Source organism: Marinobacter qingdaonensis, from assembly GCF_034555935.1.
GTDB classification, from domain to species: domain Bacteria; phylum Pseudomonadota; class Gammaproteobacteria; order Pseudomonadales; family Oleiphilaceae; genus Marinobacter; species Marinobacter qingdaonensis.
The window spans coordinates 2229389-2253719 of record NZ_JAYDCJ010000003.1 but is presented as its reverse complement, the minus strand read 5'-3'; the positions used below and the strand labels follow the sequence as shown (position 1 = coordinate 2253719).

General features: G+C 59.8%; 22 protein-coding genes and 1 pseudogene. 10 read left to right on the top strand and 13 right to left on the bottom strand.

Annotation, left to right across the window (positions count from 1 at the left end):
- Window positions 1-124: 124 nt before the first annotated feature.
- The 3 genes and pseudogenes from U5822_RS13555 to U5822_RS13545 all read left to right on the top strand — a co-directional run.
- Window positions 125-694: a sugar O-acetyltransferase gene (locus U5822_RS13555; RefSeq protein WP_322856146.1), complete on the top strand. Its 570-nt coding sequence runs from the start codon at window positions 125-127 to the stop codon at window positions 692-694.
- Between the two features lie 259 nt (window positions 695-953).
- Window positions 954-1790, top strand: a complete 837-nt coding sequence (locus U5822_RS13550) for a substrate-binding periplasmic protein (protein ID WP_322856145.1) — start codon at window positions 954-956, stop codon at window positions 1788-1790.
- A 327-nt stretch (window positions 1791-2117) separates the two neighbouring features.
- Window positions 2118-2288, top strand: a pseudogene (locus U5822_RS13545) (integrase core domain-containing protein); the annotation flags it as partial.
- A 199-nt stretch (window positions 2289-2487) separates the two neighbouring features.
- Here the strand turns inward: U5822_RS13545 and U5822_RS13540 are convergent.
- Window positions 2488-2931 carry a hypothetical protein gene (locus U5822_RS13540; protein ID WP_322856144.1) on the bottom strand — a complete coding sequence of 148 codons (444 nt, stop codon included), beginning with the start codon at window positions 2929-2931 and terminating at the stop codon, window positions 2488-2490.
- Window positions 2932-2933: 2 nt separating this feature from the next.
- Window positions 2934-3821, bottom strand: a complete 888-nt coding sequence (locus U5822_RS13535) for a hypothetical protein (RefSeq protein WP_322856143.1) — start codon at window positions 3819-3821, stop codon at window positions 2934-2936.
- A 208-nt stretch (window positions 3822-4029) separates the two neighbouring features.
- Between U5822_RS13535 and U5822_RS13530 the strand changes: the two genes are divergently transcribed.
- On the top strand, window positions 4030-4257 hold the full coding sequence (locus U5822_RS13530) for a hypothetical protein (RefSeq protein ID WP_322856142.1): 228 nt from the start codon (window positions 4030-4032) through the stop codon (window positions 4255-4257).
- A 375-nt stretch (window positions 4258-4632) separates the two neighbouring features.
- On the opposite strand, the gene U5822_RS13525 is transcribed toward U5822_RS13530, so the two are convergent.
- Window positions 4633-6348 carry a protein adenylyltransferase SelO gene (locus tag U5822_RS13525; RefSeq protein WP_322856141.1) on the bottom strand — a complete coding sequence of 572 codons (1716 nt, stop codon included), beginning with the start codon at window positions 6346-6348 and terminating at the stop codon, window positions 4633-4635.
- 236 nt (window positions 6349-6584) lie between these two features.
- On the opposite strand from U5822_RS13525, the gene U5822_RS13520 reads away from it, so the two are divergent.
- Window positions 6585-6956 carry a hypothetical protein gene (locus U5822_RS13520; protein WP_322856140.1) on the top strand — a complete coding sequence of 124 codons (372 nt, stop codon included), beginning with the start codon at window positions 6585-6587 and terminating at the stop codon, window positions 6954-6956.
- A gap of 209 nt (window positions 6957-7165) precedes the next feature.
- On the opposite strand, the gene malG is transcribed toward U5822_RS13520, so the two are convergent.
- The 3 genes from malG to malE all read right to left on the bottom strand — a co-directional run bounded on the left by malG (window position 7166) and on the right by malE (window position 10869).
- On the bottom strand, window positions 7166-8056 hold the full coding sequence (gene malG, locus U5822_RS13515; protein ID WP_322856139.1) for a maltose ABC transporter permease MalG: 891 nt from the start codon (window positions 8054-8056) through the stop codon (window positions 7166-7168).
- A gap of 10 nt (window positions 8057-8066) precedes the next feature.
- On the bottom strand, window positions 8067-9608 hold the full coding sequence (malF, locus tag U5822_RS13510; protein ID WP_322856138.1) for a maltose ABC transporter permease MalF: 1542 nt from the start codon (window positions 9606-9608) through the stop codon (window positions 8067-8069).
- A gap of 61 nt (window positions 9609-9669) precedes the next feature.
- Window positions 9670-10869 (bottom strand): maltose/maltodextrin ABC transporter substrate-binding protein MalE, encoded by a 1200-nt coding sequence (gene malE / locus U5822_RS13505; RefSeq protein WP_322856137.1) that lies wholly within the window; start codon window positions 10867-10869, stop codon window positions 9670-9672.
- Window positions 10870-11145: 276 nt separating this feature from the next.
- Between malE and U5822_RS13500 the strand changes: the two genes are divergently transcribed.
- A complete protein-coding gene (locus tag U5822_RS13500) occupies window positions 11146-12027 on the top strand; it encodes an aldo/keto reductase (RefSeq protein WP_322856136.1) in 882 nt (293 codons plus the stop codon).
- Window positions 12028-12109: 82 nt separating this feature from the next.
- Here the strand turns inward: U5822_RS13500 and U5822_RS13495 are convergent, their stop codons facing one another.
- From U5822_RS13495 to U5822_RS13470, 6 genes are all read right to left on the bottom strand, one after another.
- Complete coding sequence (locus U5822_RS13495) at window positions 12110-13852, bottom strand: ABC transporter substrate-binding protein (RefSeq protein ID WP_322856135.1); 1743 nt, start codon at window positions 13850-13852, stop codon at window positions 12110-12112.
- Between the two features lie 146 nt (window positions 13853-13998).
- Window positions 13999-14274 carry a DUF2160 domain-containing protein gene (locus U5822_RS13490; RefSeq protein ID WP_322856134.1) on the bottom strand — a complete coding sequence of 92 codons (276 nt, stop codon included), beginning with the start codon at window positions 14272-14274 and terminating at the stop codon, window positions 13999-14001.
- 12 nt (window positions 14275-14286) lie between these two features.
- Window positions 14287-15093, bottom strand: a complete 807-nt coding sequence (locus U5822_RS13485) for a carbohydrate ABC transporter permease (RefSeq protein ID WP_322856133.1) — start codon at window positions 15091-15093, stop codon at window positions 14287-14289.
- A 10-nt stretch (window positions 15094-15103) separates the two neighbouring features.
- A complete protein-coding gene (locus tag U5822_RS13480) occupies window positions 15104-15970 on the bottom strand; it encodes a carbohydrate ABC transporter permease (protein WP_322856132.1) in 867 nt (288 codons plus the stop codon).
- Window positions 15970-17070: an ABC transporter ATP-binding protein gene (locus U5822_RS13475; RefSeq protein WP_322856131.1), complete on the bottom strand. Its 1101-nt coding sequence runs from the start codon at window positions 17068-17070 to the stop codon at window positions 15970-15972. Before U5822_RS13475 ends, U5822_RS13480 begins: the two co-directional genes overlap by 1 nt.
- Window positions 17070-18164: an ABC transporter ATP-binding protein gene (locus U5822_RS13470; RefSeq protein ID WP_322856130.1), complete on the bottom strand. Its 1095-nt coding sequence runs from the start codon at window positions 18162-18164 to the stop codon at window positions 17070-17072. The genes U5822_RS13475 and U5822_RS13470 overlap by 1 nt, the downstream gene beginning before the upstream one ends.
- A 287-nt stretch (window positions 18165-18451) precedes the next feature.
- Between U5822_RS13470 and U5822_RS13465 the strand changes: the two genes are divergently transcribed.
- The 3 genes from U5822_RS13465 (at window position 18452) to glpD (ending at window position 22879) form a co-directional block, all read left to right on the top strand.
- Window positions 18452-20332: a sigma-54-dependent Fis family transcriptional regulator gene (locus tag U5822_RS13465; RefSeq protein ID WP_322856129.1), complete on the top strand. Its 1881-nt coding sequence runs from the start codon at window positions 18452-18454 to the stop codon at window positions 20330-20332.
- Between the two features lie 83 nt (window positions 20333-20415).
- Window positions 20416-21174 (top strand): DeoR/GlpR family transcriptional regulator, encoded by a 759-nt coding sequence (locus tag U5822_RS13460; RefSeq protein ID WP_322856128.1) that lies wholly within the window; start codon window positions 20416-20418, stop codon window positions 21172-21174.
- Between the two features lie 175 nt (window positions 21175-21349).
- Window positions 21350-22879 (top strand): glycerol-3-phosphate dehydrogenase, encoded by a 1530-nt coding sequence (gene glpD, locus U5822_RS13455; RefSeq protein WP_322856127.1) that lies wholly within the window; start codon window positions 21350-21352, stop codon window positions 22877-22879.
- Here glpD and U5822_RS13450 read toward each other — a convergent pair.
- The gene (locus U5822_RS13450; protein ID WP_322856126.1) at window positions 22876-23481 is read right to left on the bottom strand and encodes a uracil-DNA glycosylase family protein; all 606 of its coding nucleotides are present in this window, start codon (window positions 23479-23481) and stop codon (window positions 22876-22878) included. The genes glpD and U5822_RS13450 overlap by 4 nt on opposite strands.
- 113 nt (window positions 23482-23594) lie before the next feature.
- Between U5822_RS13450 and U5822_RS13445 the strand changes: the two genes are divergently transcribed.
- Window positions 23595-24329, top strand: coding sequence for a nitroreductase family protein (locus tag U5822_RS13445; protein WP_322856125.1), 735 nt, complete (start codon window positions 23595-23597; stop codon window positions 24327-24329).
- Window positions 24330-24331 lie beyond the last annotated feature (2 nt).

Here is a 24331-nt window from a genome sequence, read left to right as displayed (position 1 = left end):
ATCTCACGCTGTGATCAAGGGGGCCAAGCCCCCTTTTTCCTGCCTGAGAAAAAGTAAACTGAGCTACAACTGGTAAGGCGATGATCAAGTCTGATCTTCTTGGAAACTCAGAGGGGGAAGCGATTTGCCTACCGAATGGAACAGAATGCTAAACGGCGAGCTGTACAACCCTCTCGACCCGGATCTCGTCCTTGCGCGCAATCGTGCAAGGAACCTCTGCCAAGACCTCAACGTAACCCGCGAAGCGGACGAAGAGACGCGCCGGACCATCCTGAACCAACTGATTGGCAAGGGCAGCGATACCGTCTGGATCCAACCGCCTTTCTTCTGCGATTACGGCACCAACATTGAGCTTGGTGAGAGCGTGTTCTTTAATTTCAACTGTGTTGTGCTGGACGTGGCCCGAGTGCAGGTCGGCAACAATACGCTGTTTGGTCCGGCGGTGCAGATCTATACAGCCACCCACCCTTTCGATGCGAAGCTGCGAAGAGAGCAGGAGTTTGCAAAACCCATAGAGATTGGTTCAGACGTCTGGATTGGCGGCGGGGCAATCATTTGTCCGGGGGTGAAAATTGGTTCTCGTTCGGTGATTGGGGCGGGCAGTGTCGTGACCAAAGACATCCCGGAGGATGTTTTCGCCGCCGGCAATCCGTGCAAGATTATTCGCACAATTGCCGACGAGAGTTCCCTTTAGTGGCCCGCTCAAACCACGTGTAGACGAGAACTCAGCAGAACGGACTGGTCGCAAAGCGAACATTCGCAATCACTATAGGAAACACCTCTTCTGGACCTCGGATTTACCAATCACACTGATGTGAGCCCTCGGATTCGAACGCTGAAAAGTATTGCGTTGACTCGATTTTGAGCAATGCGGAAAACTGTCGGAGTCAGTTCATTCCGTTTGGGGTCGCCGATCAATGTGGAATCCAAGCACCTTTCGAGGAAACGCCGGGTTGAAAGCACTGGCTGCGGCATGTCTGATTTGGATGTACGGTGCATTTTCAGCTGAACCTAGCTGGTCAGAGCCCCAAGCCAAAGTAGGACTGAATGTCTCTATCGCCGCTCCAGCGTTTTGGTGCCCATATGCTTGTGACAAAAACGAGCCGCGCTGGGGAGCCGCAGTGGAAATTGCTCGTACCGCCCTGGCTTCAGGTGGGCACAAAGTTACCTATCAGAATTCGCCGTATGAACGCGCGCTCTACGAGGTTCGTGAAGGCCGAATCGATGCCACAGTGCCAACCTTCAAGGGGGAGGCCTCCGACTTTATTTTTCCTAAGCATGCTGTCTCATCCACCGAGTACTGTTTTTACGTTTCGCAGGATGAGACGTGGCGTTATTCGGATCTCGAGTCACTTGGCAACATCCACTTCGTTGCCACGTCAGGGTATACCTATGGCCAAATGCTTGACGCCTACATTTCCGCGAATTTAGAGCAAAGCGTAACGCTTCTTCGAGGCGAGAATATTCCCGATCGAATGCGCAGACTGGTAAAAATGGAACGCAATGATGCGCTCCTTGATGATCGGTTGTTGTTTGAATTTGAGAGGGATGATGAGGACCTGATCAACGCTGGCTGTCTTCCACAGCTCCATCGTGGTTACCTGGCACTCTCCCCAAAAACGCCTGACCGATCTAAAGCGATCGCCGAAGCGTTCGACCGTGGTTTCGAGCAAATCCAGGCAAACGGCCAAATTTGTCGGATTCTGGAAAAGTATGGACTCACCGCCCGTTTCGTGCCGCACCTGAACGAGAGACACTGTCCTCGACAATCGAGAACCGGAAAAGACTGATAACGACACAAGAGATCGTTTTCTAGCTTTTTTATATCCCTTTTGAGCACAAGACTGCGCCACCCATTTTGAGGTCTGCGATACAAAAGCTTCTCTGGTTTCCAGTGACTGACTGCACCGGCCGTTCTTACCAGACTACTCTCACTTAGTCGTTTCGGAGCAGCATAAAGGTCCGCTTTGTAATTGCGACTTGGATCTATAAAACGCGCTAACTAATGTTTGCTTCTGTTTAGCTCGGGCTGGTCGCAAAGCGAACAGTCAGGCGGATAGACCAACGTTTTCCCTTGGAGAAATTCAGCCTCTTTTCAGGAATGTCCGCAGTAACGGGTTAGAACCCGGGAGAAAATCAGCAATTGGCGATTGGACTACAATGAGCAGCGTCCGCATTCATCCTTGGGGTATCAGACACCTCTGGAGTTTGCCTCCGCTCTTAGACTTGGAATAACTGATTCAGGAGCCGGATTTTTCCAACTCTGGATGGACCTAATACGGGGCTAGGGTCAGTGTAACTGATTACGCCACTTGAAGACCGTGGGCGTGATGGTTTCGAGTCGCTCAGCCACGTCTTTGGGAGATTCACCAGCATTCAGGACCAAAACAGAGTCTCCAAGCTCGTGAATAACAGCTTGGATCATAGCATGTTAACGCTAAATAATTACCCGGACGGAACACTAGGCGCCAAACCCTGGCTGGCATACTAATTGGAATTTGAACGGGGTATAAACTTTCTAAAAATCCAACGCCATAGCAACCAAGCAGTAGCAATAAAAAGATAACCTAGCACTAGATAAATAACCCCATATACTAATACATACCCGTAAAATGGGTAAATCGAGTTTTTTGCAAGATCAAAGTGGCCAGTCAGCGTAAGATACAATGGTCTGCCAAATGGCTGTATTATTAAGTATATAAATGGAGAAAGTCCAATAAATATTTTTATCGCCTTCTCCTTTAAGAAAGGTAGAGCTAAAAGGGAAATTACAAAAAAGATCAGATAACCGAAAAACCCTAACCACGCAATCATATAAGTGCGGTTGTTTGATAGTACTGGCCACCCCATCACAAAAAGTGGCACACACAGCATCGCTGCGATATAGGCTTTTTTGTAAACGGCATTGGTTGAGCGGTGGCCAGTGAGCATAATCAATTCGATTCTACGATGTGATCCAGGTATGTAGTTTTAGAGTAATCATAGTTCCCTTCGTAAACATGAGTAATATACCTTACTAACCAGTCCCCGCACATTTCCGACGGCCCTCTCTTGGCCATAAGAAGGTCGAAGGACTTAGTCCCATCGCTTCGGCCAGTAATGATTTGAGGCTTTCTGAGTATCTCAATCGGCTCTGCGCATGTAGGAAAGACGTCATTTTCATGGATCACTTCAGAAAATCCAACAGTCAACTCTCGGGGGCTTGAGTAACAGTTCGCGCTGAATCCATACCATCCGTTAAGAACGGATGAAGTTGTTAGCCACCCAGAGGGGATAAATGGGTAGTCTCCCAAATATGCTTCGGCAGTTCCGCCGTTATCACACCAATCAAGGGGATATTTTAGATCGGCTAGTACTGCACTAACTTCAATCTCACGTGGTAGCCATCTTATAATCGCGGCATTACCATCGGTATATGAAGTGTAAATACCAACTTGGTGCTTTCCTGAATTTTCAGAGGTGCTGGTCACCTCGCCATTTTCGGAATGTATAAATCGTGTCTCAGACTCACCATTTTCAACATTAACCGTCCTCTCAATCAATGTCGACTCTGTTGGTGACGTGTCTGATAGGATTTCTGCTGACTCTGAATCAATCTCAGTAATACCAACTTTTAGAAGTGAAATACATCTTGAATTGTCTGTGGCTAACTCTACCATCGAAACCGCTTGACCTGGTTCCAACTCGTCATTTCCTAGTTCTACACTGAGGTTGTTAAGACAAGAACCGTCCTCTTGTTTACCGGATAAAGTAACAGCATAGTAAGAAGTCACCCAGTTCAAATACTCTGGTGCCATCTCAATAGTATCGACAGACGCCACGAATCCCTGAGCCTCCAGCTCAGAGATAGGTTCCGCCCCCTTTTAGCTCAAAGGCTTGAGAAACGAACGATAGACTGCATAGAGCTGAAAGTAGAATAACCTTCCTCATTGTTACATCTCCTTGTTTTTGTTCTTACACTATCTGTAACGGCAGGAAAGTGATGATGGTTCCATTTTTTCTGGCTATGCGCGTGGTCAAAAGAAGCTCGTGGCTCTGTTCCCGGAGTTTATGCCCGTTGACGAGTGGGGAGCCATTGCGAGCAACATACAAGCGGAGCTGAAAGCAAATATCAAGAAGGACTGCCCGCTGCAGTACGACAAGGGAGACTTGAGCCTGTCGGAAACGACGATATCCGAGCGCAAAGCCTGTTCACTCGTCGGGGTTATTCCGCGCAATGATGCGGTATCGGTCTCAGCACTCTCCAGAAGAGCGTGAGCTGACAGGACGTTGCCCGATTTCGAGCGATTTTCATTATACGCACGCATGTTTGCCCTCCTAATTGGCCACTCGAAACCAGGTCTGTGGTTCGAATCATTGAGATCGAGAAAAAGTGGATTTCGGTCTTTCTCAGGAGGGAAAAACAGGCTCAGAAGACGCAAGGCGAATGTCCGCTTTTGTTTAATTGGAGACGCCTCGGCCGGTCCCAAAGCGAATCTTCAGATTCGGTTTTAGCGCCAACAATAAACGGCGCCCGATTGTCGCTGCGTCTCACGGCCTCAGCTTCGCCCATAACCATTCTTTGTCAACGAATCCCCCAACGGCAGACTGGTTTTAAATCTAGACCTTTTTTAGGTTTTACTGAAAAAGAGTTCACGACGAGCAACTGTAATGTGAAGAGCCACCAAGATCGAAGAGCTCTGGCGGCTTGAGCCGATAGTATTTGTCTTCAATATCTCTCGATTGCTCAGCGTACGGCTGCGTCATGACCTCCTGCAGCTCTCTCAACAATGTGTAGTTCCCCTCTGCGGCTTGCTGATAGGCAGGCACAACGAACCATTCTCTCAGGCTGTACTTCGGATTGACCCCTTTCATCTGATGAGACAACTCTTCACGGGCGCCGGGTCGAATGCACGATTTCCATTGTGTGAGCCATGCCGACCATCGCTTGTCCAGCCCTTCTGGATCTGCAGCATAGGTTCGCCCCTCGTAGAAGCTTTTCTTGAGTCCCTCAATGTCGTCGGGCACCGACGAGAGTTCCCTGAAGAACATGGTGTAATCAACGGGTGTTTGCATCATCAGCGTTGCTAACTCGCTGAACAACTCTGCATCAAAAGCGTCAAGGCCAAGTTTCGCCGCCCACATTTTCTCCATTTCGTCTTGCATCACCTGCGGGAAGTCACCTTGAATCTCGTCGAGTTGACGCAGGCAGCCCGGATGCGCCGCCAACAGCGGCCGCAAGGCGGTACAAAACGAGTAGAAGTTGCGATCGGCTGCCGCCGGTTGGTTGAGGAATGCGTAGTGATGCCCGCCGCCAGTCCACGGCTGGTACCGCGGATCAAATACATCGCAGAATCCAAAGGGGCCATAGTCGAGCGTATAACCGCCGGCTGCGCAGTTGTCACTGTTGAAGTTCCCCTGGCAATACCCAACACGGACCCAGTTCGCCACAAGCGACGTCAGTCGGCGGCGAAACGCCTGTGCCAGCATCACCACTTTTTCTGGGGTGGCCAATGTCTGATCGATAACCTCGCTGTACTCCCGATCAATCAGGTGCAAGACAATTTTCTCAAGCTCCTCCATCGCCTGCGGGTGTTCCTGCTTGCGGGCTCTGCGACTAAAGAGCTCAAGCTGCCCTACCCGAATAAACGACGGCGCAACGCGGGTCGATATGGCAACCGGCTCAGATACAAGAACATCGGGATCCGTTGATCGTGAGCCTTCCGAGTACCATGGGCGCCTAACCCTCTCGGTTGTCGAGACGTACAGACTCAGCGACCGCGATGTTGGCACACCCAGAGCGTGCATATGCTCCTGCGCCAGGAACTCCCGAACACTGGACCGCAGAACTGCTCGGCCGTCTCCTCCGCGGCAGTAAGGTGTGCGCCCTCCTCCCTTCAGCTGCATTTCCCAGCGCTGGTTATTGGCTACAACTTCAAGCACCGAAATGGCGCGACCGTCGCCATAACCATTGCCGGTTTGAAACGGGCATTGGCGTGTGTACTCGTTACCGTAAATTGAAAGCGCGTAGCCACACGCCCACCCGGCTTTTCGAATGGGTTCCGGAACACGCGATAGGTCTCCAGAGAACATGCGGGTAAAGTCGTCCGACTGGGCCAGACTGTCGGCGAGGCCCAGTTCGTTAAACAGAGTTTTCCCATGCGCAACGTATTCAGGATTTTCGATGGGCGTGGGTTTGACCGGAACATAGTGACCCGAAAAAACCTGTCTTGGCGCGTGGTCAGCCCCATCGGCTCTCCCATCAGGGTCACAGTTGAGCTGGTCCATGAACGAATAGTCGGCCAACCTGGCAAGGTCGTCGACAGTCTCGACCATCATGGACATCCCCCGGGGCGTTCGCTTTTGCATAGAGACTCCTAAAGCGTGAGTGTGATGATGAGCTGCAGCGAGCGGGGACTATGCCATAAGTTAGCCTGTCACTCTCTAGACATAGCTTGGCCCATAGCGACTTGCAGACAGAGATTGCCCCCATCCTGTGAGAAAGCCATCCATGAGAATTCCAGATTGAGAAAGCCGCTCCTACTAAACCACAATAGCCGATGGGCACTTTTTGCTTTCGCCCAAGCCTGAAGAGGAGATCAGCCATGGTTAGCCCAAAACGTAAACAGCAACAGTTAGAGCGTCAACTTGTCGCATGCTTGACCGACGCCTGCGAGACCGCCAAGGCAGAGATACCCGGTTTTAGCTGGCTTACTCACGACAACGGCAACCACGAATTCCCGGCTGGGCTGCGGGTTACTTGGATCTTCGACACCCAAGCGAACCTCGATCGGGCACTGGCCAATGGCGACGACCAACGTATGCGGACATTGACCCGGGTCGCTCTTGAGCAAACCGGTATCGACTCCCAACTTATTTCAGCCTGCCTTCAATACGATAGTGAGGAAGCCTGCCGGAAGGCCCAGAACGGGGACTGGCTGACGCGATTGGCGCAGATAAGGCGAACCAGGCACTGATATGGCCAAGCCTACCGGCTGCTTCAACCAAAAATGGTGTGAAGAACTCTTAGGAGAGAAAAAAAGCCCGGTCAGTGGGGGGATGAATCTGACCGGTTCGCGAAAGATCACACCGGAAGACACCATTGTCGCGGAGGGACCGGGCGTGGGATCTTCCACCCCGGTCTGGGACGATTTGGGATTCAACGGAAGGGCTGGCCGAGACCGGCTCAGCCCTTCACCCCGCCGGCGGTCAGGCCGCCAACGATCCACTTCTGGCAGTACAGGAAGATCAAGGTGATGGGCAGACCCGACAGCACCGCGGCCGCGGCGAAGTCGCCCCACAGATAGTTCTGCTCGTACAGGTACTGTTGCGCGCCCACCGCCAGCGTCAGCTTGTCGGTATCCACCAGCAGCACCGACGCCATCGGATACTCCATGATGGTCATGATGAACGCGAGGATGAACACCACCACCAGGATCGGCACCGACAGCGGTAGCAGGATGTAGCGGAACGCCTGCCAGGTGGTGGCGCCGTCAACGATGGCCGCCTCCTCCAGGGACCGGTCGATGGAATCGAAATAGCCCTTGATGGTCCAGATGTGCAGTGCCATGCCGCCGAGGGAGGCGACGATCACCGCACCGTGGGTGTTCAGGCCGAGCCAACTGACGTGATTGCCGATCTGATCGAACAGGGCGTAGAGCGCCACCAGGGACAGCACTGGCGGGAACATCTGGAAGATGAGCATGGATTTCAGCACCGCGCCCTTGCCGGCGAAGCGCATGCGCGCGAAGGCATAGGCACTGGTGGTGGACAGCGCCAGGATCAGCACCGACGACACCACCGCCACCTTGATGGAGTTCCACAGCCACAGCAGAACCGGGAACGGCGGCTGGGTGGTTACGCCATCCTCGCCGGTGTAGGGCAGGCCCAGCGCCAGGTACCAGTGCTCCAGGGATGGGTTCTCGGGTAGCAGGCTGCCCGAGGCGAAGTTACCGCTGCGGAAGGAGATGGAGATCACCATCAGCAGCGGAAACAGGACGATCGCGATAAACGCCAGCAAGCCAAGGTGGGAAGCCAGCACGCGGTACTTGGTGGAACGAGGTTGAACCATCGCCATGGGAAGCTCCTTATACCTTGATCTTGGACAGTTTCAGGTTGACCAGTGAGAGCGCACCCACCACCAGGAAAATCGCAGTGGCGATGGCGGCCGCCAGGCCAAAATTCTGCCCGGAATCCTGGAATGCAATCCGATAGGTGTAGCTGACCAACAGGTCGGTGGTGCCTGCCGGTGTGCTCGCGCCGATGATGTCCGGGGCGCCCCCGGTGAGCAGCGCAATCAGAACAAAGTTGTTGAAGTTGAACGCAAAGCTGGCAATCAGCAGGGGCATCAGCGGCTTGATGATCAACGGCAGGGTGATGTTGAACAGGTTGCTGATCGGCCCGGCGCCATCCATCGCCGAAGCCTCGTACAGGTCCCGGGGAATGGCCTGCAGCAGGCCCATGCACAGCAGCATCATGTACGGATAGCCCAGCCAGGTGTTGACGATCAGGATCATGGTGCGGGCCAGGGCCGGGTCGCTGAACCAGTCGGGACGAAGGCCAAACAGTCCCTCCAGCACCAGGTTGATCTCACCGAAGTTCTGGTTGAACAGGCCCTTGAACACCAGGATGGAGATGAACGCCGGGACCGCGTACGGCAGGATCAGCATGGTGCGGTAGAAGCCCTTGCCGCGGATCTGCTCCCACTGCAGCAGGTTGGCCAGGACCAGGCCGAGCGCCAGGGTGAAGACCACGGTGGCCACCGCAAACGCCAGGGTCCAGACAAAGATCTGGAAGAACGGGCCACGGATGGTCGGGTCGCTGACCACTTTCAGGTAGTTGTCCCAGCCAATGTTGACGGTCCAGCCCGGCGCCAGGGTATCGCCATCGGCGCTGCGGTAGAAGCCGGTCTCGTGGTCGGGGAAGTAGGTGGTGCCGGTCTGGTTGTCGGTCAGGCTGCCGTTGTCATGCTGACTGAACTGGGGATGAATGGCGGCAAAGGAGCGCAGGCTGGCCTGACTGAGCTCGCGGCCGTCCTCGGTGATCAGCGTCAACCGGGACAGCTGGTCGCGTAGCTGGATGATGTCGCGAATGCCCAGGGGCTCACCCTGGGGCTGGCCGGACACCGGCAGGACCGGCGCCGAGGTCTCGCCCTGCTCCAATTCCAGCGGCGCCGACGTCAGATTCTGGTGCTCGCCTTCCAGGTACACCACGTAACCGGCGTCGGTGCGGTACAACTGGTAGCCGTACCGCACCGCCTCGGATTGGTAGGTGCGGCCCAGCAGGTTGTCCTGAACCTGCTCGAAACTCAACAGATTGCTGGCACTGTAATTGGTGAACCCGATGCCGATGGTGTACAGCAGCGGAAAGATCACGAACAGGCCCATGCCGGCGATCGCGGGAAAAATGTAGCGGTGGGCGTACAGCCGTTTATGGATGAACACCACCACCGCCGCAGCCGTGAGCACCAGGAACAGCATGGCAAACACGAACTCGCGCTGGGCGTAGAGGGCGAGGATCAGGTAGAGGGCCATACCCACCAGTGCGGCAAGTGCGCCCCACTTCAGCAACTGTCGGAACATGAAGTGTCGGCTTTCAAATCGGGGAGTGGACAGGGTTTCCGTTATCATTGTAGTCAGCCCAAGGAGTGCCGCCGCCCTTCGGGCGACGGCGGGTTATCGTCTGGAGGGATTACCGGGTGATGCGCTCGGCCGCGGCGTCCAGGGCCTCGTCGGCGGGCTGTCGCCCGGAGGTGATGTTCTGCAGGGCCGGCGCCATGGCGGACCAGAACGCGCCCATGGCCGGCACATTCGGCATGGGTTCACCCAGCTGGGCGTTGTCGAACGTGGCCTTGATGTGGGGGTTTTCCGCCAACTCCTCCATGTAGGCCTTGTTGGCCACTGCGCCCAGGGGAACGTCGGCGTTCACCATTTTCAGCCCCTTGACCGACAGCGCGTAATTCTCGAGGAATTCCACCGCCAGATCCTTGTTCGGGCTGGCGGCATTGAGGGTGGCGGCCATCACGCCCACCATGGTTTTGCTGGGCTCGCCGGCAACGGTTGGCAGCGTGGTCACGCCAAAATTGATGCCGCTTTTCTCCAGATTGCCCCAGGCCCAGGGCCCGCTGATCATCATGGCGGTCTCGCCCTTGTTGAAGCTGGACTCCATGGCGCTGTAGTCGGCGCCGCGGGGCATGACGCCCTCCTCGATCAGCCTGGTCAGGGCCTGCGCGCCCTTGATGGCGCCCTCGGTATTCACACCGGTGTCTTTGACGTTGACCGAACCGTCCTCGGCCTCACCGAAGATGTAGCCGCCGGCGGCCGCCAGCATCGGCCAGGTGAAGTAGGTGTTGTTGTAGTCCCAGAGGATGGCCCGCTTGCCGTCTTCCGCCAGTTTCCGGTGCACCGCCGGGATGTCCTCGAACGCGGTGGGCGGCTCCGGCAGCAGGTCCTTGTTGTAGATCAGACCGATCGACTCGACCGCCATGGGGTAGCCGTACTTCTTGCCGTCGACCGTGACCGCGTCCCAGGTGAAGCCGTAATGGGCGTCGATGACCTGTCCCGACGGTTTGATCTCGGAAATGATGCCACTCTGGGCCCACTCACCGAACCGGTCGTGGGCCCAGATGAAGATGTCCGGCCCGTTGCCGGTGGCTGCGGACTGCTGGAACTTGTCGGTGGCGTTGTCGGGGTGGGCAACCTCAACCGGAATGCCGGTCTCCTCGGTAAACCAGTCCCCCACTTGCTGGAGGCCGTCGTAGCCCTTGTCGCCGTTGATCCACACCAGCAGTTTGCCGGATTCAATCTCGGCCTGGGCGGGCGCAGACAGCCCCAGAGTCGCGGCGACGACGGAAGCGGCGAGCGAGCCGCGCATAAAGAGTCGACGATTCATCAGGTGTTACCTCTTTGTGTACTTGCCTTATTCTTGTTTTCCGGCCGAGCGCGAGGTTGCTCGGGCCGGACTGAACGCAACGTGCTTTTTTGCGAGTTCTGGCACTCTGTTGCAATTGCGTTAAATAAGCATCCCCCCTGATTTCATTCCCCGAGGCGTAGCGCGGGGGAGTAGATGGGCGTAGTCGTCTCCGTCTACCACCCCGGCCGGGAGTCTGTTTTCATGGCGTTCGGAATTATGGCCGCCAACCCAGAGTAACGGAAGGGAACCACAGCGATGACAGAACCCAGCCACTATCTAGCCGACACGCCCCTGATACTGGGCATGATGCGACTGCTCGACCATCCGGAACTGACCGCACCAGCACGCCTGGCGGATTGGATCCGGGCCCGGCTGGACGAGGGGTTGTCGGTGTACGACCACGCCGACATCTATGGCGACACCCAGTGTGAACAGGCCTTCGGGGCGGCGCTGGCGAGCGATCCTGGCCTGCGCCAGCAGCTGCGGGTCATCACCAAGGCGGGCATCGTGCCGGCTGGTCGGGACCTGAGTCGGTGGCACACCAAACATTACCGGGCCGAGGCGGACTACCTCACCACCGCGGTGGACCGGGCCCTGGCCCGGCTGCAGCTGGAGCAGATCGACACCTTCCTGATTCACCGCCCGGATCCGCTGATGCGGGCCGACGACACCCTGATGGCTCTCGAGCGCGCCGTGGACGCGGGCAAAATCCGCCAGATCGGCGTGTCCAACTTCCTGCCGGAACAGTGGCGCTGGCTCCAGCGCCACACCCGACTGCCATTGGCGTGCAACCAGAGCGAGCTGTCGCTTGGCCACACCGGTGCGGTGTTTGACGGCACCCTGGAAGCGCATCTGAGTGACGGTCTGCGCTGGCTGGCCTGGTCGCCCCTGGGCGGCGGCGCGTTGGCCGACGCCCTGCCCCGGGATCTACTGGCCGCGGCCAAGGAGGAGACCGGGCTGTGCGAAACCGGCCTGGCCATCGCCTGGCTGCGCCAGCTGCCGGGCGCGCCCATCCCGGTGCTGGGCTCGATGCGGTCATCACGGATCCAGGCGGCCCTGGCCGGTACCCGGTGCACCCTGCCCCGGCCGCTGTGGTATGCGCTGCTGGAGGCCGTTCGGCAACACCCGGTGGCGTGAGCGCCGACCGGGCCTTTCTGCAGGCACAAAAAAACCGGCCCACCAAGTGGGCCGGTCCTGTTGCGACAAAGCGATGTCTCGCTTAGCGCGCTTCTTCCCAGGTTTTCAGCAGCTCATCGTAAGCCACGGTTTTACCCTGGGGTTTTTCGTTGGCCAGTTTGGCCTTGGGCGAACCCGGCTGGTCCAGCCAGTACTGGGGATCCCGCTCCTCGTTGAGTTTCGGGCCACAGTTCGGCATCACATTGGCGCGCTCCAGCCGCTGCATCACCCGATCCTGGGCCTGGGCCAGACCGTCCAGAGCCTCCTGGGGCGTGGCCTCACCGGAGGCGGCCTGGGCGATGAACTGCCACCACAGCTGCGCCAGCTTCGGGTAGTCCGGTACGTTGGTGCCGGTCGGCGACCACTGGACCCGGGCCGGGCTGCGGTAGAACTCCACCAGGCCACCGAGCTTGGGCGCCATGGCGGTCATCTCCGCCGACTCGATGTCCGACTCGCGAATCGGCGTCAGGCCGGCGATGGTCTTCTCCAGGGACACGGTCTTGGACACCGTGAACTGGGCGTACAGCCAGGCCGCCAGGCGGCGCTTCTCCGGAGTTGACTTCATGAAGGTCCAGGACCCCACGTCCTGGTAACCCAGCTTCATGCCCTCTTCCCAGTAGGGCCCGCGCGGCGACGGCGCCATCCGCCACTTAGGCGTGCCGTCCTCGTTCACCACCGGCAAACCGTCCTCAATCATGCTCGCGGTGAACGCCGTGTACCAGAAGATCTGCTGGGCGATGTTGCCCTGCGCCGGGACCGGACCGGCCTCGGAGAAGGTCATACCCTGGGCCTCGGGCGGCGCGTACTTGCGCAGCCAGTCCACATACTTGCTGGTGGCAAACACCGCGGCCGGTCCGTTGGTGGCACCGCCCCGGCTGACGCTGGAACCCACCGGGTGACACTCCTCGACCCGAATGCCCCACTCGTCCACCGGCAGGCCATTAGGCAGGCCCTTGTCGCCGGCACCGGCCATGGAGAACCAGGCGTCGGTGAAACGCCAGCCCAGGGACGGGTCTTTCTTGCCGTAGTCCATGTGGCCATAGACCCGCTCGCCGTCAATTTCCTTCACGTGCACCGAGAAGAATTCGGCGATGTCCTCGTAGGCGGACCAGTTCACCGGCACACCCAGCTCATAGCCGTAGCGATCCTTGAATTGCGCCTTCAGATCCTCGCGCTCGAACCAGTCGGCCCGGAACCAGTACAGGTTGGCGAACTGCTGGTCCGGCAACTGGTACAGCTTGCCATCGGGACCGGTGGTAAATTCAAGACCGATGAAGTCCTCGAGATCCAGGGTCGGCAGGGTCAGGTTCCTGGCCTCGCCGTTCATCATGTCCTCCACGGGCATCACCTTGCCGTAGCGGACGTGGGTGCCGATCAGGTCCGAGTCGTTGACCCAGCCGTCGTAAATGTTACGGCCGGACTGCATCTGGGTCTGCAGCTTCTCGATCACGTCGCCTTCCTGGATCAGGGTGTGGGTCAGGTTGATGCCGGTGATCTCGGAGAAGGCCTTGGCCAGGACACTGGACTCGTACTCGTGGGTGGCGATGGTTTCCGACACCACGTTGATGTCCATGCCGCGGAACTCCTTCGCGGCCTCGATGAACCACTTCATCTCTTGCATCTGCTGGTCTTTGGTCAGCGTCGAGCGCTTGAAGGCGTCGTTTACCCACTTCTCGGCCGCCTCCAAATTCTCGTTGGCGCCGGCCTGCAGGCTCAAACCAAGGGCGGCCGCACCGATGGCGGCGCTGAGCAGCATGGTTCGAGGATATTTATTGTTCTTGAGCATATCCAACCTCGTTCGTCCTTATTGAATGGAGCGGGCCCGGTCCGGTCCCGCTGCCAGAGTCATAGCGCCCTCTTGCCGCTATGCGTTCATGCCGAAACCGCAAACCGCCGGGTTTCGACCATGATCCTGAAATGCCCCACTCGCCATCAGCCCCAGCGCAGCAGCACCAGCAGCCAGACCACCGACACCGCCAGTGCCACCAGCAAGCTGATGTCGCTGACCGCCAGCCAAATCAGATGAATGTAGGCGGCGGACAACAGGCCAATGAACAACCGGTCGCCCCGGGTGGTGGCGATGGGCAGAAAGCCCTTGCGTTCGGTGCACGGGGACACGATTTCGTAGACCGTCATCACCGCCAGAATCGCGGCAATCACCGAAAAGAAAATGGCGACGGACGGCGTCCAGTTCATCCATGCGAGCATGTCGATTCCCCCTTAAACCCGTCCGAGTGCGAAGCCGGTGGCGACGTGGTTGCGCACGAACCAGATCACCAGAATGCCCGGAATGATGGTCAGCACCCCGGCCGCCGCCAGCACGCCCCAGTCGATCCCGCTGGCGCCCACGGTTCGGGTCATGATCGCGGCGATCGGCTGGGCGTCCACCGAGGTCAGGGTCCGCGCCAGCAGCAGTTCGACCCAGGAGAACATGAACGCGAAGAAGGCGGTAACGCCAATCCCGGATCGGATCATCGGCAGGAAAATCTTCACGAAGAACCGGGGGAAGCTGTAGCCATCAATGTAGGCCATCTCGTCGTATTCGCGCGGTACCCCGGACATGAAGCCTTCGAGAATCCACACCGCCAGCGGCACGTTGAACAGGCAGTGCGCCAGGGCCACGGCAATGTGGGTGTCAAACAGGCCGATCGAGGAGTACAGCTGAAAGAACGGCAGCAGGAACACCGCCGGCGGCGCCATCCGGTTGCTGAGCAACCAGAAGAACAGGTGCTTGTCGCCGATGAACTTGTAGCGGCTGAACGCGTAGGCCGCCGGCAGGGCCACCAGCAGCGTGATCACCACGTTGATGGAGACGTAGAGCATGGAATTGAGGTAGCCGTTGTACCAACTCGGGTCGGTGAAGATGGTGGCGTAGTTGGCGAAGGTAAACTTCTCCGGCCACAGGGTCAGGCCACTGAGGATCTCCTGGTTGGTCTTGAACGACATGTTCAGCAGCCAGTAGATCGGGGTCAGCAGCAGCACGATGTAGATGGCGATGCCGATGTTCTTGGAGCGGGTCTGTTTCATCGCGCCCTCCTTATTTTTCTTTGTCGGCGTGGGTGATGGCGGTGAAGAACAGCCAGGAAATCAGCAGCACGATCAGGAAGTAGATCAGCGAGAAGGCCGCGGCCCGGCCCAGATCGAACTGGCCGATCGCCATGGTGGTCAGGGTCTGGCTCAGGAAGGTGGTGGAGCTGCCGGGCCCGCCACCGGTCAGGACAAACGGTTCGGTGTAGATCATGAAGCTGTCCATGAAACGCAGCAGCACCGCAATCACCAGCACGTTCTTCAGCCGCGGCAACTGGATGTAGCGGAACACCGCCCACTTGGAGGCGCGGTCGATCTCGGCGGCCTGGTAAAAGGCCTCGGGGATGGCGCGCAAGCCGGAGTAACACAGCAGCGCCACCAGCGGGGTCCAGTGCCAGACGTCCATCAGCAGCACGGTGAACCAGGCATCCACCGTGTCACCGGTGTAGTTGTAATCCAGGCCCATGGAATTGAGGGCCCAGCCAAACAGGCCGATGTCGCCGCGGCCGAAGATCTGCCAGATGGTGCCCACCACGTTCCAGGGAATCAGCAACGGAATGGCCAGCAGGATCAACACCAGGGAGGCTTTCACTCCCGACTTGGGCATCATCAGGGCAATGCCGATGCCCAGGGGAATCTGGATCAGCAGCACCGCACCGGAGAACAGGAACTGGCGCAGCAGCGAGTCCTGCAGGCGCTCGTTGGTCAGCACCTCCTTGAACCATTCGGTGCCCACGTAGTAGGCCTGCCCCGGGCCGAAAATGTCCTGCACCGAATAGTTCACCACCGTCATCAGGGGCACCAGGGCCGAGAAGGCGACCAGGATGAACACTGGCAGCACCAGCCACCAGGCGCGGTTGTTGGGGATCTTAGCCATCACTGCTGCTCCTTGATCAGAAACTCATCCACGTACAGCATCAGCCACTGTTTCGGGAACAGCAGGTGAACCAGGTCGCCGACCTCGCCCTGGTAATCCTCGCTCTGGCGCACTTTCAGTGACTCGCCCCCCAACTCCACGGTGGCGATCTTGTAGGTGCCCAGATCCTCCAGGTCCAACAGTCGGGCCTCCAGGGTCTCGTCCGATGGATTCTCGGAAATCTCGATGAACTCCGGCCGGATACCGATCTTGATGTTGTCGCTCTTGACCCGCTGCAGCAGGCTGTTCTGCCAGGGCTCCAGCGGCACGAACACCCGATTGAACATCACCCCTTCGGGGCGCCGCTCCACCGCGACCAGGTTCATGCCCGGGCTGCCGATGAAGAAGCCGACGAAGGTGTGGTTGGGGCGTTCGAACAGCTCGGTTGGGGTCCCGAACTGGACAATCTGGCCGCCGTACATCACCGCGATCTTGTCGGCGAAGGTGGAGGCCTCCAGCTGGTCGTGGGTAACGTAGACCATGGTGATGTCGAACTGCTCGTGGATCTGCTTGAGCTTGCGCCGCAGTTTCCACTTCAGCTGCGGGTCAATCACGGTCAAGGGTTCGTCGAACAGGATCGCAGACACGTCCTCCCGCACCAGGCCCCGACCCATGGACACCTTCTGCTTCTCGTCGGCGGTCAGGTTCTTCGCCTTCTTGTAGAGCTTGTCGGTGATTTCCAGCACGTCGGCGATCTCATGCACCCGGGCCTTGATCTGGGAGCCGGGTACCTTGTTGTTCTTGAGCGGAAACGCCAGGTTGTCGAATACCGTCATCGAGTCGTAGATCACCGGGAACTGGAACACCTGGGCGATGTTGCGCTCCCGGGGGGACAACTCGTTCACCCGCCGGCCATCAAACAACACCTCGCCTTCCGAGGGTTCCAGCAGTCCGGAAATGATGTTGAGCATGGTGCTCTTGCCGCAGCCGGAGGGGCCCAGCAAGGCGTAGGCGCCACCCCGCTCCCAGACATGATCAAGCTGGCGAATGGCGTAGTCGTCGGGGCCGGTCGGCTGGGCGTTGTAGCTGTGGGCAAGGGATTTCAACTGGATCTCAGCCATCAGACCGCTCCTCCGGAGACCTGGGACGGGGTGTGCACCAGCTGTTCGTTGCTGTCGAACACGAACAGCCGGTTGATCGGCAGGTAAACCTTGACCGGTGCCCCGGTGTGGTAGGCGTGCACGCCCATGAGCTGCAGCACCATCTCGAAATGGCTGTTTTCCACGTGCATGAAGGTTTCCGAGCCGCTGATCTCGCTCAGCTCCACTTCCATGGACATCTCCAGATCGTCGTCACTGGTCGGCACCAGCCCGATGTGACTGGGGCGAATGCCAAACCAGTAATCGCCCGGACTCAGCCGGGCCAGCCCCTGGGTCAGGGCGTGATGGGAATACTCGTCGAAGGTGACCTCGGTGTCGGACACCCGGCCGCGAATCATGTTCATGGGCGGCTCACTGAACAGCTGCGCCGCCAGGGTATTGACCGGGGCCCGGTACACATCCATCACCGGCCCGCTCTGCACCACCCTGCCCTCGTGCAGCAAGGTGGTGGTGCCGCCCAGGGCCAGGGCTTCGTTGGCCTCGGTGGTGGCGTACACGGCAATGCACTGGCGCTCGCGGAACAGATGCCGCAGCTCGGCCCGCAGCTCCTCGCGCAGTTTGTAGTCCAGGTTGACCAGGGGCTCGTCGAACAGCACCAGGGTGGAATCCTTGACCAGCGCCCGGGCCATGGCGGTGCGCTGCTGCTGGCCTCCGGACAGCTCCAGCGGATGGCGCTTGAGCAGGGGTTCGATTCGCAGCATGGACGCGGTCTCCCGGACCCGGCGATCCAGCTCGCTGTCCGGAGTCTTGGCCAGGCGCAGGGGCGAGGCAATGTTCTCGTACACGGTCAGGTTCGGGTAGTTGATGAACTGCTGGTAGATCATCGAGATGTTGCGGCTCTGCACCGACTGCCCGGTGACATCGGCCCCGTTGTAGATCAGCCGACCGCTGGTGGGCTTGTCCAGCCCCGCCATCAGCCGCATCAGCGAGGTTTTCCCGGCCAGCGTACGGCCCAGCAGTACATTGAAAGAACCCGCCTCGAAGGTGAGGTTGGCATCCCGGATGAAATCGATACCGTCGACCTCATGGGAGAGCTGCTCCAGTACTAAGGACATAGACCTTCCTTTTTTGTTCTTTTGCGAACACGGTGAACGCAATCGGCGTACCAGATTGCGGCGCACCTCCAAAGAAAGTTACTAGGACTATGTTTTATCGCACCTTTTTAGAAACTGAGACATCCGTTCGCGAAAATTGACCATGTTCGTTTTAGGCTGTTCTGTGCAGCTTGAACATTGACCAAGCGCTCAGTTGAACACATTATTGAACAGTCAGGGACGCCGACGCCGTCCGGAGCGGCGCGTCCGGCCACAACAAAAACAAGGTCACGACCAAGGACCGGTGTATGCGAAAAAACGAACGCGCCAACGACCGTCGTCTGGTTACCGATTCCTGGCATCGCTGCTCGGCGAGCGGGCTCGGTCACCTGGACATCCCCGCGCCCCACAGCGCCGACCCGGCCCAGCTCAGCGACCTCCGACGCCGCCACGATGCCCTCATCGCGAGCACCTCGGCGGAGGTGGAACCCTACTACCAGAACGTTCTGGCCAGCAGCCGCTGCCTCATTGTGCTGGCAGACCAGCACGCCCGGGTACTCGACCGATGGGGCGACGAGCGGGTCATTGAGACCGGGCTGCGCCCCTGGTTCGCTGCCGGCGCCCACTGGCAGGAATCGGTGGTTGGCACCAATGCCATTGGCACCGCCATTGCCGGCCAGGCGCCGGTGCAGATCCAGCGCAACGACCATTACCTGAAGCACTTTCGCGGCCTGATCGGCTCGGCAGCCCCGATTGTCGATGCCGACCAACGGGTGGCCGGTGTGCTCGCCGTGTTCAGCGACGCCTACCTGCCCCAGGCCCACACCCTGGGCATGGTGCGCCTGCTGGCGCAGTCGGTGGAAAACCGGTTGCTCAGCCGCCAGTTCGAGACCAGCCATGTCCAGATCACCCTGAACACCACCGCCGACAATTTCGACAGTCCCTGGTCCGGCATCCTGGTGTGCGATGATCAGGGCCTGGTGGTTGCCAGTAACCAGCGGGCCGACCAGTTGCTGGCCACTGGCACCGTCGGTCGCACCCTGAACGAGCTGTTCACCAGTTCCGGCGAACAGATCCTCAAGCATCCGGAACGGACGCCGGTGCAGTTGGTGACCCAGGGCAAGGTGCGGTTGAGCGCCCGCCTGAGCCACCCGCCCGCACCGGATCACCAGACCGCCGCCGCCAAATCCGCCCCCATTCCCAGGGACGTCGCCCCGCAGATCGGCACCGCCCCGCACAACCTGACCAGCCTGGAGTACGGCGACACCTCGGTGCGCCGGTGCGCCGAGCAGGCGCTGAAAGTGCTGCAGCGCGGGCTGCCGGTCCTGATCACCGGGGAAACCGGCGTCGGCAAGGAGGTGCTGGTCAAAGCCCTGCACCGGGCCAGCGCACGCTCGGACCAGCCCCTGGTGGCGGTCAATTGCGCGGCCATTCCACCGGAGCTGGTGGAGTCGGAACTGTTCGGGTACGAATCCGGCGCCTTCACCGGGGCCCGGGCCCAGGGCTCGCTGGGGCTGATCCGCAAGGCCCACAAAGGCATCCTGTTTCTCGATGAGATCGGCGAGATGCCCCTGGCCGCCCAGTCGCGATTGCTGCGGGTCCTGCAGGAGCGGGTGGTAACCCCGGTGGGCTCGACCGAGAGTGTGCCGGTGGACATCCTACTGGCCACCGCAACCAACCGGCCGCTGTCGTGCCGTGTCGATGCCGGCCAGTTCCGCGCCGACCTGTTCTACCGGATCAACGGGTTGTCGGTACACCTGCCGCCCCTGCGCCAGCGCACCGACCGGCAGGAACTGATCTGCGACATCTACCGGCAGTACCGGGATCCGGATCAGGCCGAGACCCTGGCGCCAGAGGTCATGGCCGCCCTGAAAAACCACCCCTGGCCGGGCAACATCCGCCAACTGGTCAACGTACTGCGGGTGGCCATTGCCATTGCCGATGGCAAGGACGTGGAGATCTGGCACCTGCCGGAGGACTTCCTGGCCGAGTACGATTCCACGTCAGCCAGCCAGCAAACCCGGCCGGACCTGAGCGAACCGGAGCACGACGACGCCACGGCGGACCCACTGCCCCGGACCCTGCAGGTCTATCGGGAGTGCACCGGCAACGTGTCGAAAACCGCGCGCCGGCTCGCGATCAGCCGCAACACGCTGTACAAACGCTTGCGGGAACTGGGGATTCGCTGAGCCCCGGGGCAGCAGAAACCGGCGCGACACGGTACACTGCCGGGGCCGGTTCCCGTCAGCACGACAACTCGGAGGAAGACTCAATGGCACAGCGGCGCCGACAGGATCTGATCATGGAGCTGATCCAGCAAAACGGGTTCGTCACCACCGAGCAGCTCGTCGATCACTTCAAGGTCACGCCCCAGACCATCCGCCGGGACCTCAACGAGCTGGCCGGGCAGAACCGACTACGCCGCCATCACGGCGGTGCCGGGATCGATTCCAGCACCACCAACACCGCCTATCAGGACCGCAAGATCATGGACCTGGAGGCCAAGGAACGCATCGCCCAGGCCCTGGTGGCGATGATCCCCGACAATGCCTCGATGTTCATCAACATCGGCACCACCACCGAAACCATCGCCCGGGCCCTGCTGGCGCGGAAAAACCTGCAGGTGGTCACCAACAACCTGCACGTGGCCTCGATCCTGTCCGCCAAGGAGGATTTCCACGTGATCATCGCCGGCGGCGAGGTCCGCAACCGGGATGGCGGCATCGTCGGCGAGGCGACCCGGGATTTCATCAACCAGTTCAAGATGGACTTCGGCATCATCGGCATCAGCGGTATCCACGAGGACGGGTCCCTGCTGGATTTCGACTATCGCGAGGTCCGGGTAGCCCAGGCCATCATCGCCAATTCCGATCAGGTCCTGCTGGCCGCCGACCACACCAAGTTCGGCCGCAAGGCCATGGTGCGGCTGGGCAAAATCCAGCAGGCCCATCACGTCTTCACCGACCGCCAGCCTCCCGCAGGCATTCGCCAGCTGCTCACCGAACACAGCGTCGAACTGCACATTGTCTGACCGCTAACCGGCGCCGCGTTGCGGTTCGTTTTACGGGTTCACAGATTTTCGTTTATTTTCTTTTTTTCCTTTACGAAGGTTTTAGACTTTCGCATAATGTCGAGGTCGGTCACTTATTGTTCAATTTTCACCGCAAGGGCACCTTACACAGGCGTCCGTCAGGAGCAGATCAGTCATGACAGGGGAACAGGAAACCTTTGATGTTGTTGTCGTCGGCGGCGGCGTCAACGGCACCGGGATAGCCATGGATGCGGCGGGACGAGGCCTGAAGGTGCTCCTGTGCGAGATGAATGACCTGGCGTCGGCCACCTCCTCCAGCAGCAGCAAACTGATTCACGGCGGCCTGCGGTACCTGGAGCACTACGAGTTCCGTCTGGTGCGAGAGGCGCTGGCCGAGCGTGAATCGCTGCTCCGGAATTCACCGCACATCATGTGGCCGATGCGCTTTCGCCTGCCCCACCGGCCCCACCTCCGGCCAGCCTGGATGATCCGCACCGGCCTGTTTCTGTACGACCACCTGGCCAAGCGCGAGCTGCTGCCCGGCTCCCGCTCCATCACCTTTGACCCCACCGGCCCGCTAAAACCGGAGCTGACCAAGGGTTTCGAGTACTCCGACGGCTGGGTCGACGACGCCCGCCTGGTGGTGCTGACCGCGAAAAAGGCCCAGCAGGCCGGCGCCCGAATCCTGACCCGGACCAAGTGCGTCAAGGCGGAACGGGGCGCCAACACCTGGCAGGTGACCCTGCGCAACATGCTCGACCAGTCCGAACAGACGGTGTCCGCGAAAACCATCGTGAACGCGTCCGGCCCCTGGGTCAGCCGGCTGTTCGGGGAAACCCTGTCCATGCCGGCGCCCCGGGCCATTCGCATGGTCAAGGGCAGCCACATTGTGGTGCCGCGCCTGAATCGGGACACCGAAGCCTACATCCTGCAGAACGAGGACGAGCGCATCGTGTTCGTCATCCCCTACGAGGACCAGTTTTCGCTGGTCGGCACCACCGACGTCGAATACGAGGGCGATCCGAAGAAAGCCCGGATTTCGCCGGAAGAGACCCGGTACCTGCTGGACATCGTGAACGCCCACTTCGCTCGGCAACTGACCGCCGAGGACGTGGTCTGGTCCTATTCCGGGGTGCGACCGCTGATGGACGGGGAAGAAGAAAACGCGCAGAAGGCGTCCCGAGACTACTCGTTCGAGGTCAACAGCGGCCCCAACATGGCACCATTGATTTCGGTATTCGGCGGCAAGATCACCACCTACCGGAAACTGGCGGAAGCGGCCACCGACAAGCTCTGCCAGTTCTTCCCCCAGGCCGGGGCCCGGTGGACCCGGACCGCGGTCCTGCCCGGCGGTGATTTCGACAACCAGGAACAGCTCGCGGCGCGGTTGCACGGCGATTTTCCGTGGCTGCCGGAAACCCTGATCAGCCGCTACGTGCGCACCTACGGCACCAGCACCTACGACCTGCTGCGGGACTGTGGCTCGCTCGAGGATATGGGCCAGCGCTTTGCCGGCAACCTGTACGCCGCCGAGGTCAATTACCTGCGCGCGGCCGAATGGGCGGTGGATGCGGACGACATCCTCTGGCGCCGGACCAAGCAGGGGCTCTATGCCAGCGCGGCGGACGTGTCGGCCCTGAACGATTACCTGCAGGCGGAGCAACCGGCGCCAATGGCGGACGATGCCGCCCATCGCAGTGCCTAGTCGGTTTGCCCCAGCACCTCGGCCACCCGCCTCTGCAAGGCTGGCACCACCTCCTGCTCGAACCAGGGATTGCGCCTGAGCCAAAGATTGTTGCGCGGGCTTGGGTGCGGCATGGGCACCAGTGTCGGCCAGTACCTGGCCCATTGTTGGACGTTGCCGGTCACCGACCGCTCGCCATCGGGCAGATGCCAGGCGTGGGCGTACTGGCCAATGACCAGGGTCAGCGCGATGTCGGGCAGCCGGTCCAGCAGCAGTTGCCGCCACGCCGGCGCACATTCGGGCCGGGGCGGCAGGTCGCCCGATTTACCCGTACCCGGATAACAGAAGCCCATGGGGAGAATCGCCAGCTGCCGGTCGTCGTAGAAGGTGTCCCGGTCGATGCCCATCCAGGCCCGCAAGCGGTCGCCGCTCGGGTCGTTAAAGGGTAACCCGGTGTCGTGCACGCGTCGGCCCGGCGCCTGCCCGACCACCAGAATTTTCGACGTCTGCGACAACTGGACCACCGGCCGGGGCCCCAGGGGTAAATGGTCCGCGCACAGGGTGCACGCCCGCACCCGTTGCACCAGCTCCTGAAACGGCAGCTCCGCCAGCTGCTCCGTCATGTCACCCTCACTCACAGGCCCAAGCCCGCCTCCAAAGTCATTCCGGCAATTGCATCAGGGGCAGTTTGTGGTATCCATGGGTTCCCAGCAACCCACACTGAAAGGAAGCCATCATGAACGCCAATGCCGGCGCCTTGCCCGAGATCAACGTTGAGGAGTTTCAGAAGGTGGTGCGCTCACGCCGGTCCGTACGCCGGTTCCTGAGCGAGCCCGTACCGCCCCAGGTGCTGGCCGACTGCCTGGAACTGGCCACCCTGGCGCCCAATTCCAGCAACCTGCAACCCTGGGAATTCTACGTGGTGCAGACCCCGGAACTGAAAGCCCGGCTGGCCGAGGCCTGCCTGGGCCAGAATGCGGCCCGGACGGCGCCGGTGCTGATCGCCATCGTCGCCCGCACCGACACCTGGCGGCGCCACGCCCGGCTGGCGCTGGAGCACTGGCCCGAGGCTACCTTACCGCCCATCGTCGACAAGTACTACCGGAAGATCGCGCCGATCCACTACAACCAGGGCCCGTTTGGGGTACTGGGCGCGGCCAAGAAAGCGGCCGGGCTGGTGCTCGGGCTGGCGCGCCCGGTTCCGCGCGGCCCTTACTCGCCCGCTGAAATGAACGTCTGGGCCACCAAGTCGACCGCGCTGGCCGCGCAGAACCTGATGCTGGCCCTGCGCGCCCACGGCTACGACTCCTGTCCGATGGAAGGCTTCGACGAGTATCGGGTGAAAAAACTGCTCGGGATTCCGCGCCGCGGTCTGGTGACCATGGTGGTCGCCGCCGGCCGGCGCGCGGAGAACGGGGTCTACAACCAGCAATACCGGTTCGACCAGGACCAGTTGGTCCACTACCTGTGACC

What these genes read in the sequence shown, in the direction of transcription:
- U5822_RS13480 (WP_322856132.1), bottom strand. Translation starts at nt 15,970, where the DNA reads ATGGCTAAGATCCCCAACAACCGCGCCTGGTGGCTGGTGCTGCCAGTG.
- U5822_RS13495 (WP_322856135.1), bottom strand. Translation starts at nt 13,852, where the DNA reads ATGCTCAAGAACAATAAATATCCTCGAACCATGCTGCTCAGCGCCGCC.
- U5822_RS13500 (WP_322856136.1), top strand. Translation starts at nt 11,146, where the DNA reads ATGACAGAACCCAGCCACTATCTAGCCGACACGCCCCTGATACTGGGC.
- U5822_RS13465 (WP_322856129.1), top strand. Translation starts at nt 18,452, where the DNA reads ATGCGAAAAAACGAACGCGCCAACGACCGTCGTCTGGTTACCGATTCC.
- malF (WP_322856138.1), bottom strand. Translation starts at nt 9,608, where the DNA reads ATGATAACGGAAACCCTGTCCACTCCCCGATTTGAAAGCCGACACTTC.
- U5822_RS13520 (WP_322856140.1), top strand. Translation starts at nt 6,585, where the DNA reads ATGGTTAGCCCAAAACGTAAACAGCAACAGTTAGAGCGTCAACTTGTC.
- U5822_RS13490 (WP_322856134.1), bottom strand. Translation starts at nt 14,274, where the DNA reads ATGCTCGCATGGATGAACTGGACGCCGTCCGTCGCCATTTTCTTTTCG.
- U5822_RS13450 (WP_322856126.1), bottom strand. Translation starts at nt 23,481, where the DNA reads ATGACGGAGCAGCTGGCGGAGCTGCCGTTTCAGGAGCTGGTGCAACGG.
- U5822_RS13540 (WP_322856144.1), bottom strand. Translation starts at nt 2,931, where the DNA reads ATGCTCACTGGCCACCGCTCAACCAATGCCGTTTACAAAAAAGCCTAT.
- malE (WP_322856137.1), bottom strand. Translation starts at nt 10,869, where the DNA reads ATGAATCGTCGACTCTTTATGCGCGGCTCGCTCGCCGCTTCCGTCGTC.
- glpD (WP_322856127.1), top strand. Translation starts at nt 21,350, where the DNA reads ATGACAGGGGAACAGGAAACCTTTGATGTTGTTGTCGTCGGCGGCGGC.
- U5822_RS13470 (WP_322856130.1), bottom strand. Translation starts at nt 18,164, where the DNA reads ATGTCCTTAGTACTGGAGCAGCTCTCCCATGAGGTCGACGGTATCGAT.
- U5822_RS13525 (WP_322856141.1), bottom strand. Translation starts at nt 6,348, where the DNA reads ATGCAAAAGCGAACGCCCCGGGGGATGTCCATGATGGTCGAGACTGTC.
- U5822_RS13485 (WP_322856133.1), bottom strand. Translation starts at nt 15,093, where the DNA reads ATGAAACAGACCCGCTCCAAGAACATCGGCATCGCCATCTACATCGTG.
- malG (WP_322856139.1), bottom strand. Translation starts at nt 8,056, where the DNA reads ATGGCGATGGTTCAACCTCGTTCCACCAAGTACCGCGTGCTGGCTTCC.
- U5822_RS13475 (WP_322856131.1), bottom strand. Translation starts at nt 17,070, where the DNA reads ATGGCTGAGATCCAGTTGAAATCCCTTGCCCACAGCTACAACGCCCAG.
- U5822_RS13445 (WP_322856125.1), top strand. Translation starts at nt 23,595, where the DNA reads ATGAACGCCAATGCCGGCGCCTTGCCCGAGATCAACGTTGAGGAGTTT.
- U5822_RS13460 (WP_322856128.1), top strand. Translation starts at nt 20,416, where the DNA reads ATGGCACAGCGGCGCCGACAGGATCTGATCATGGAGCTGATCCAGCAA.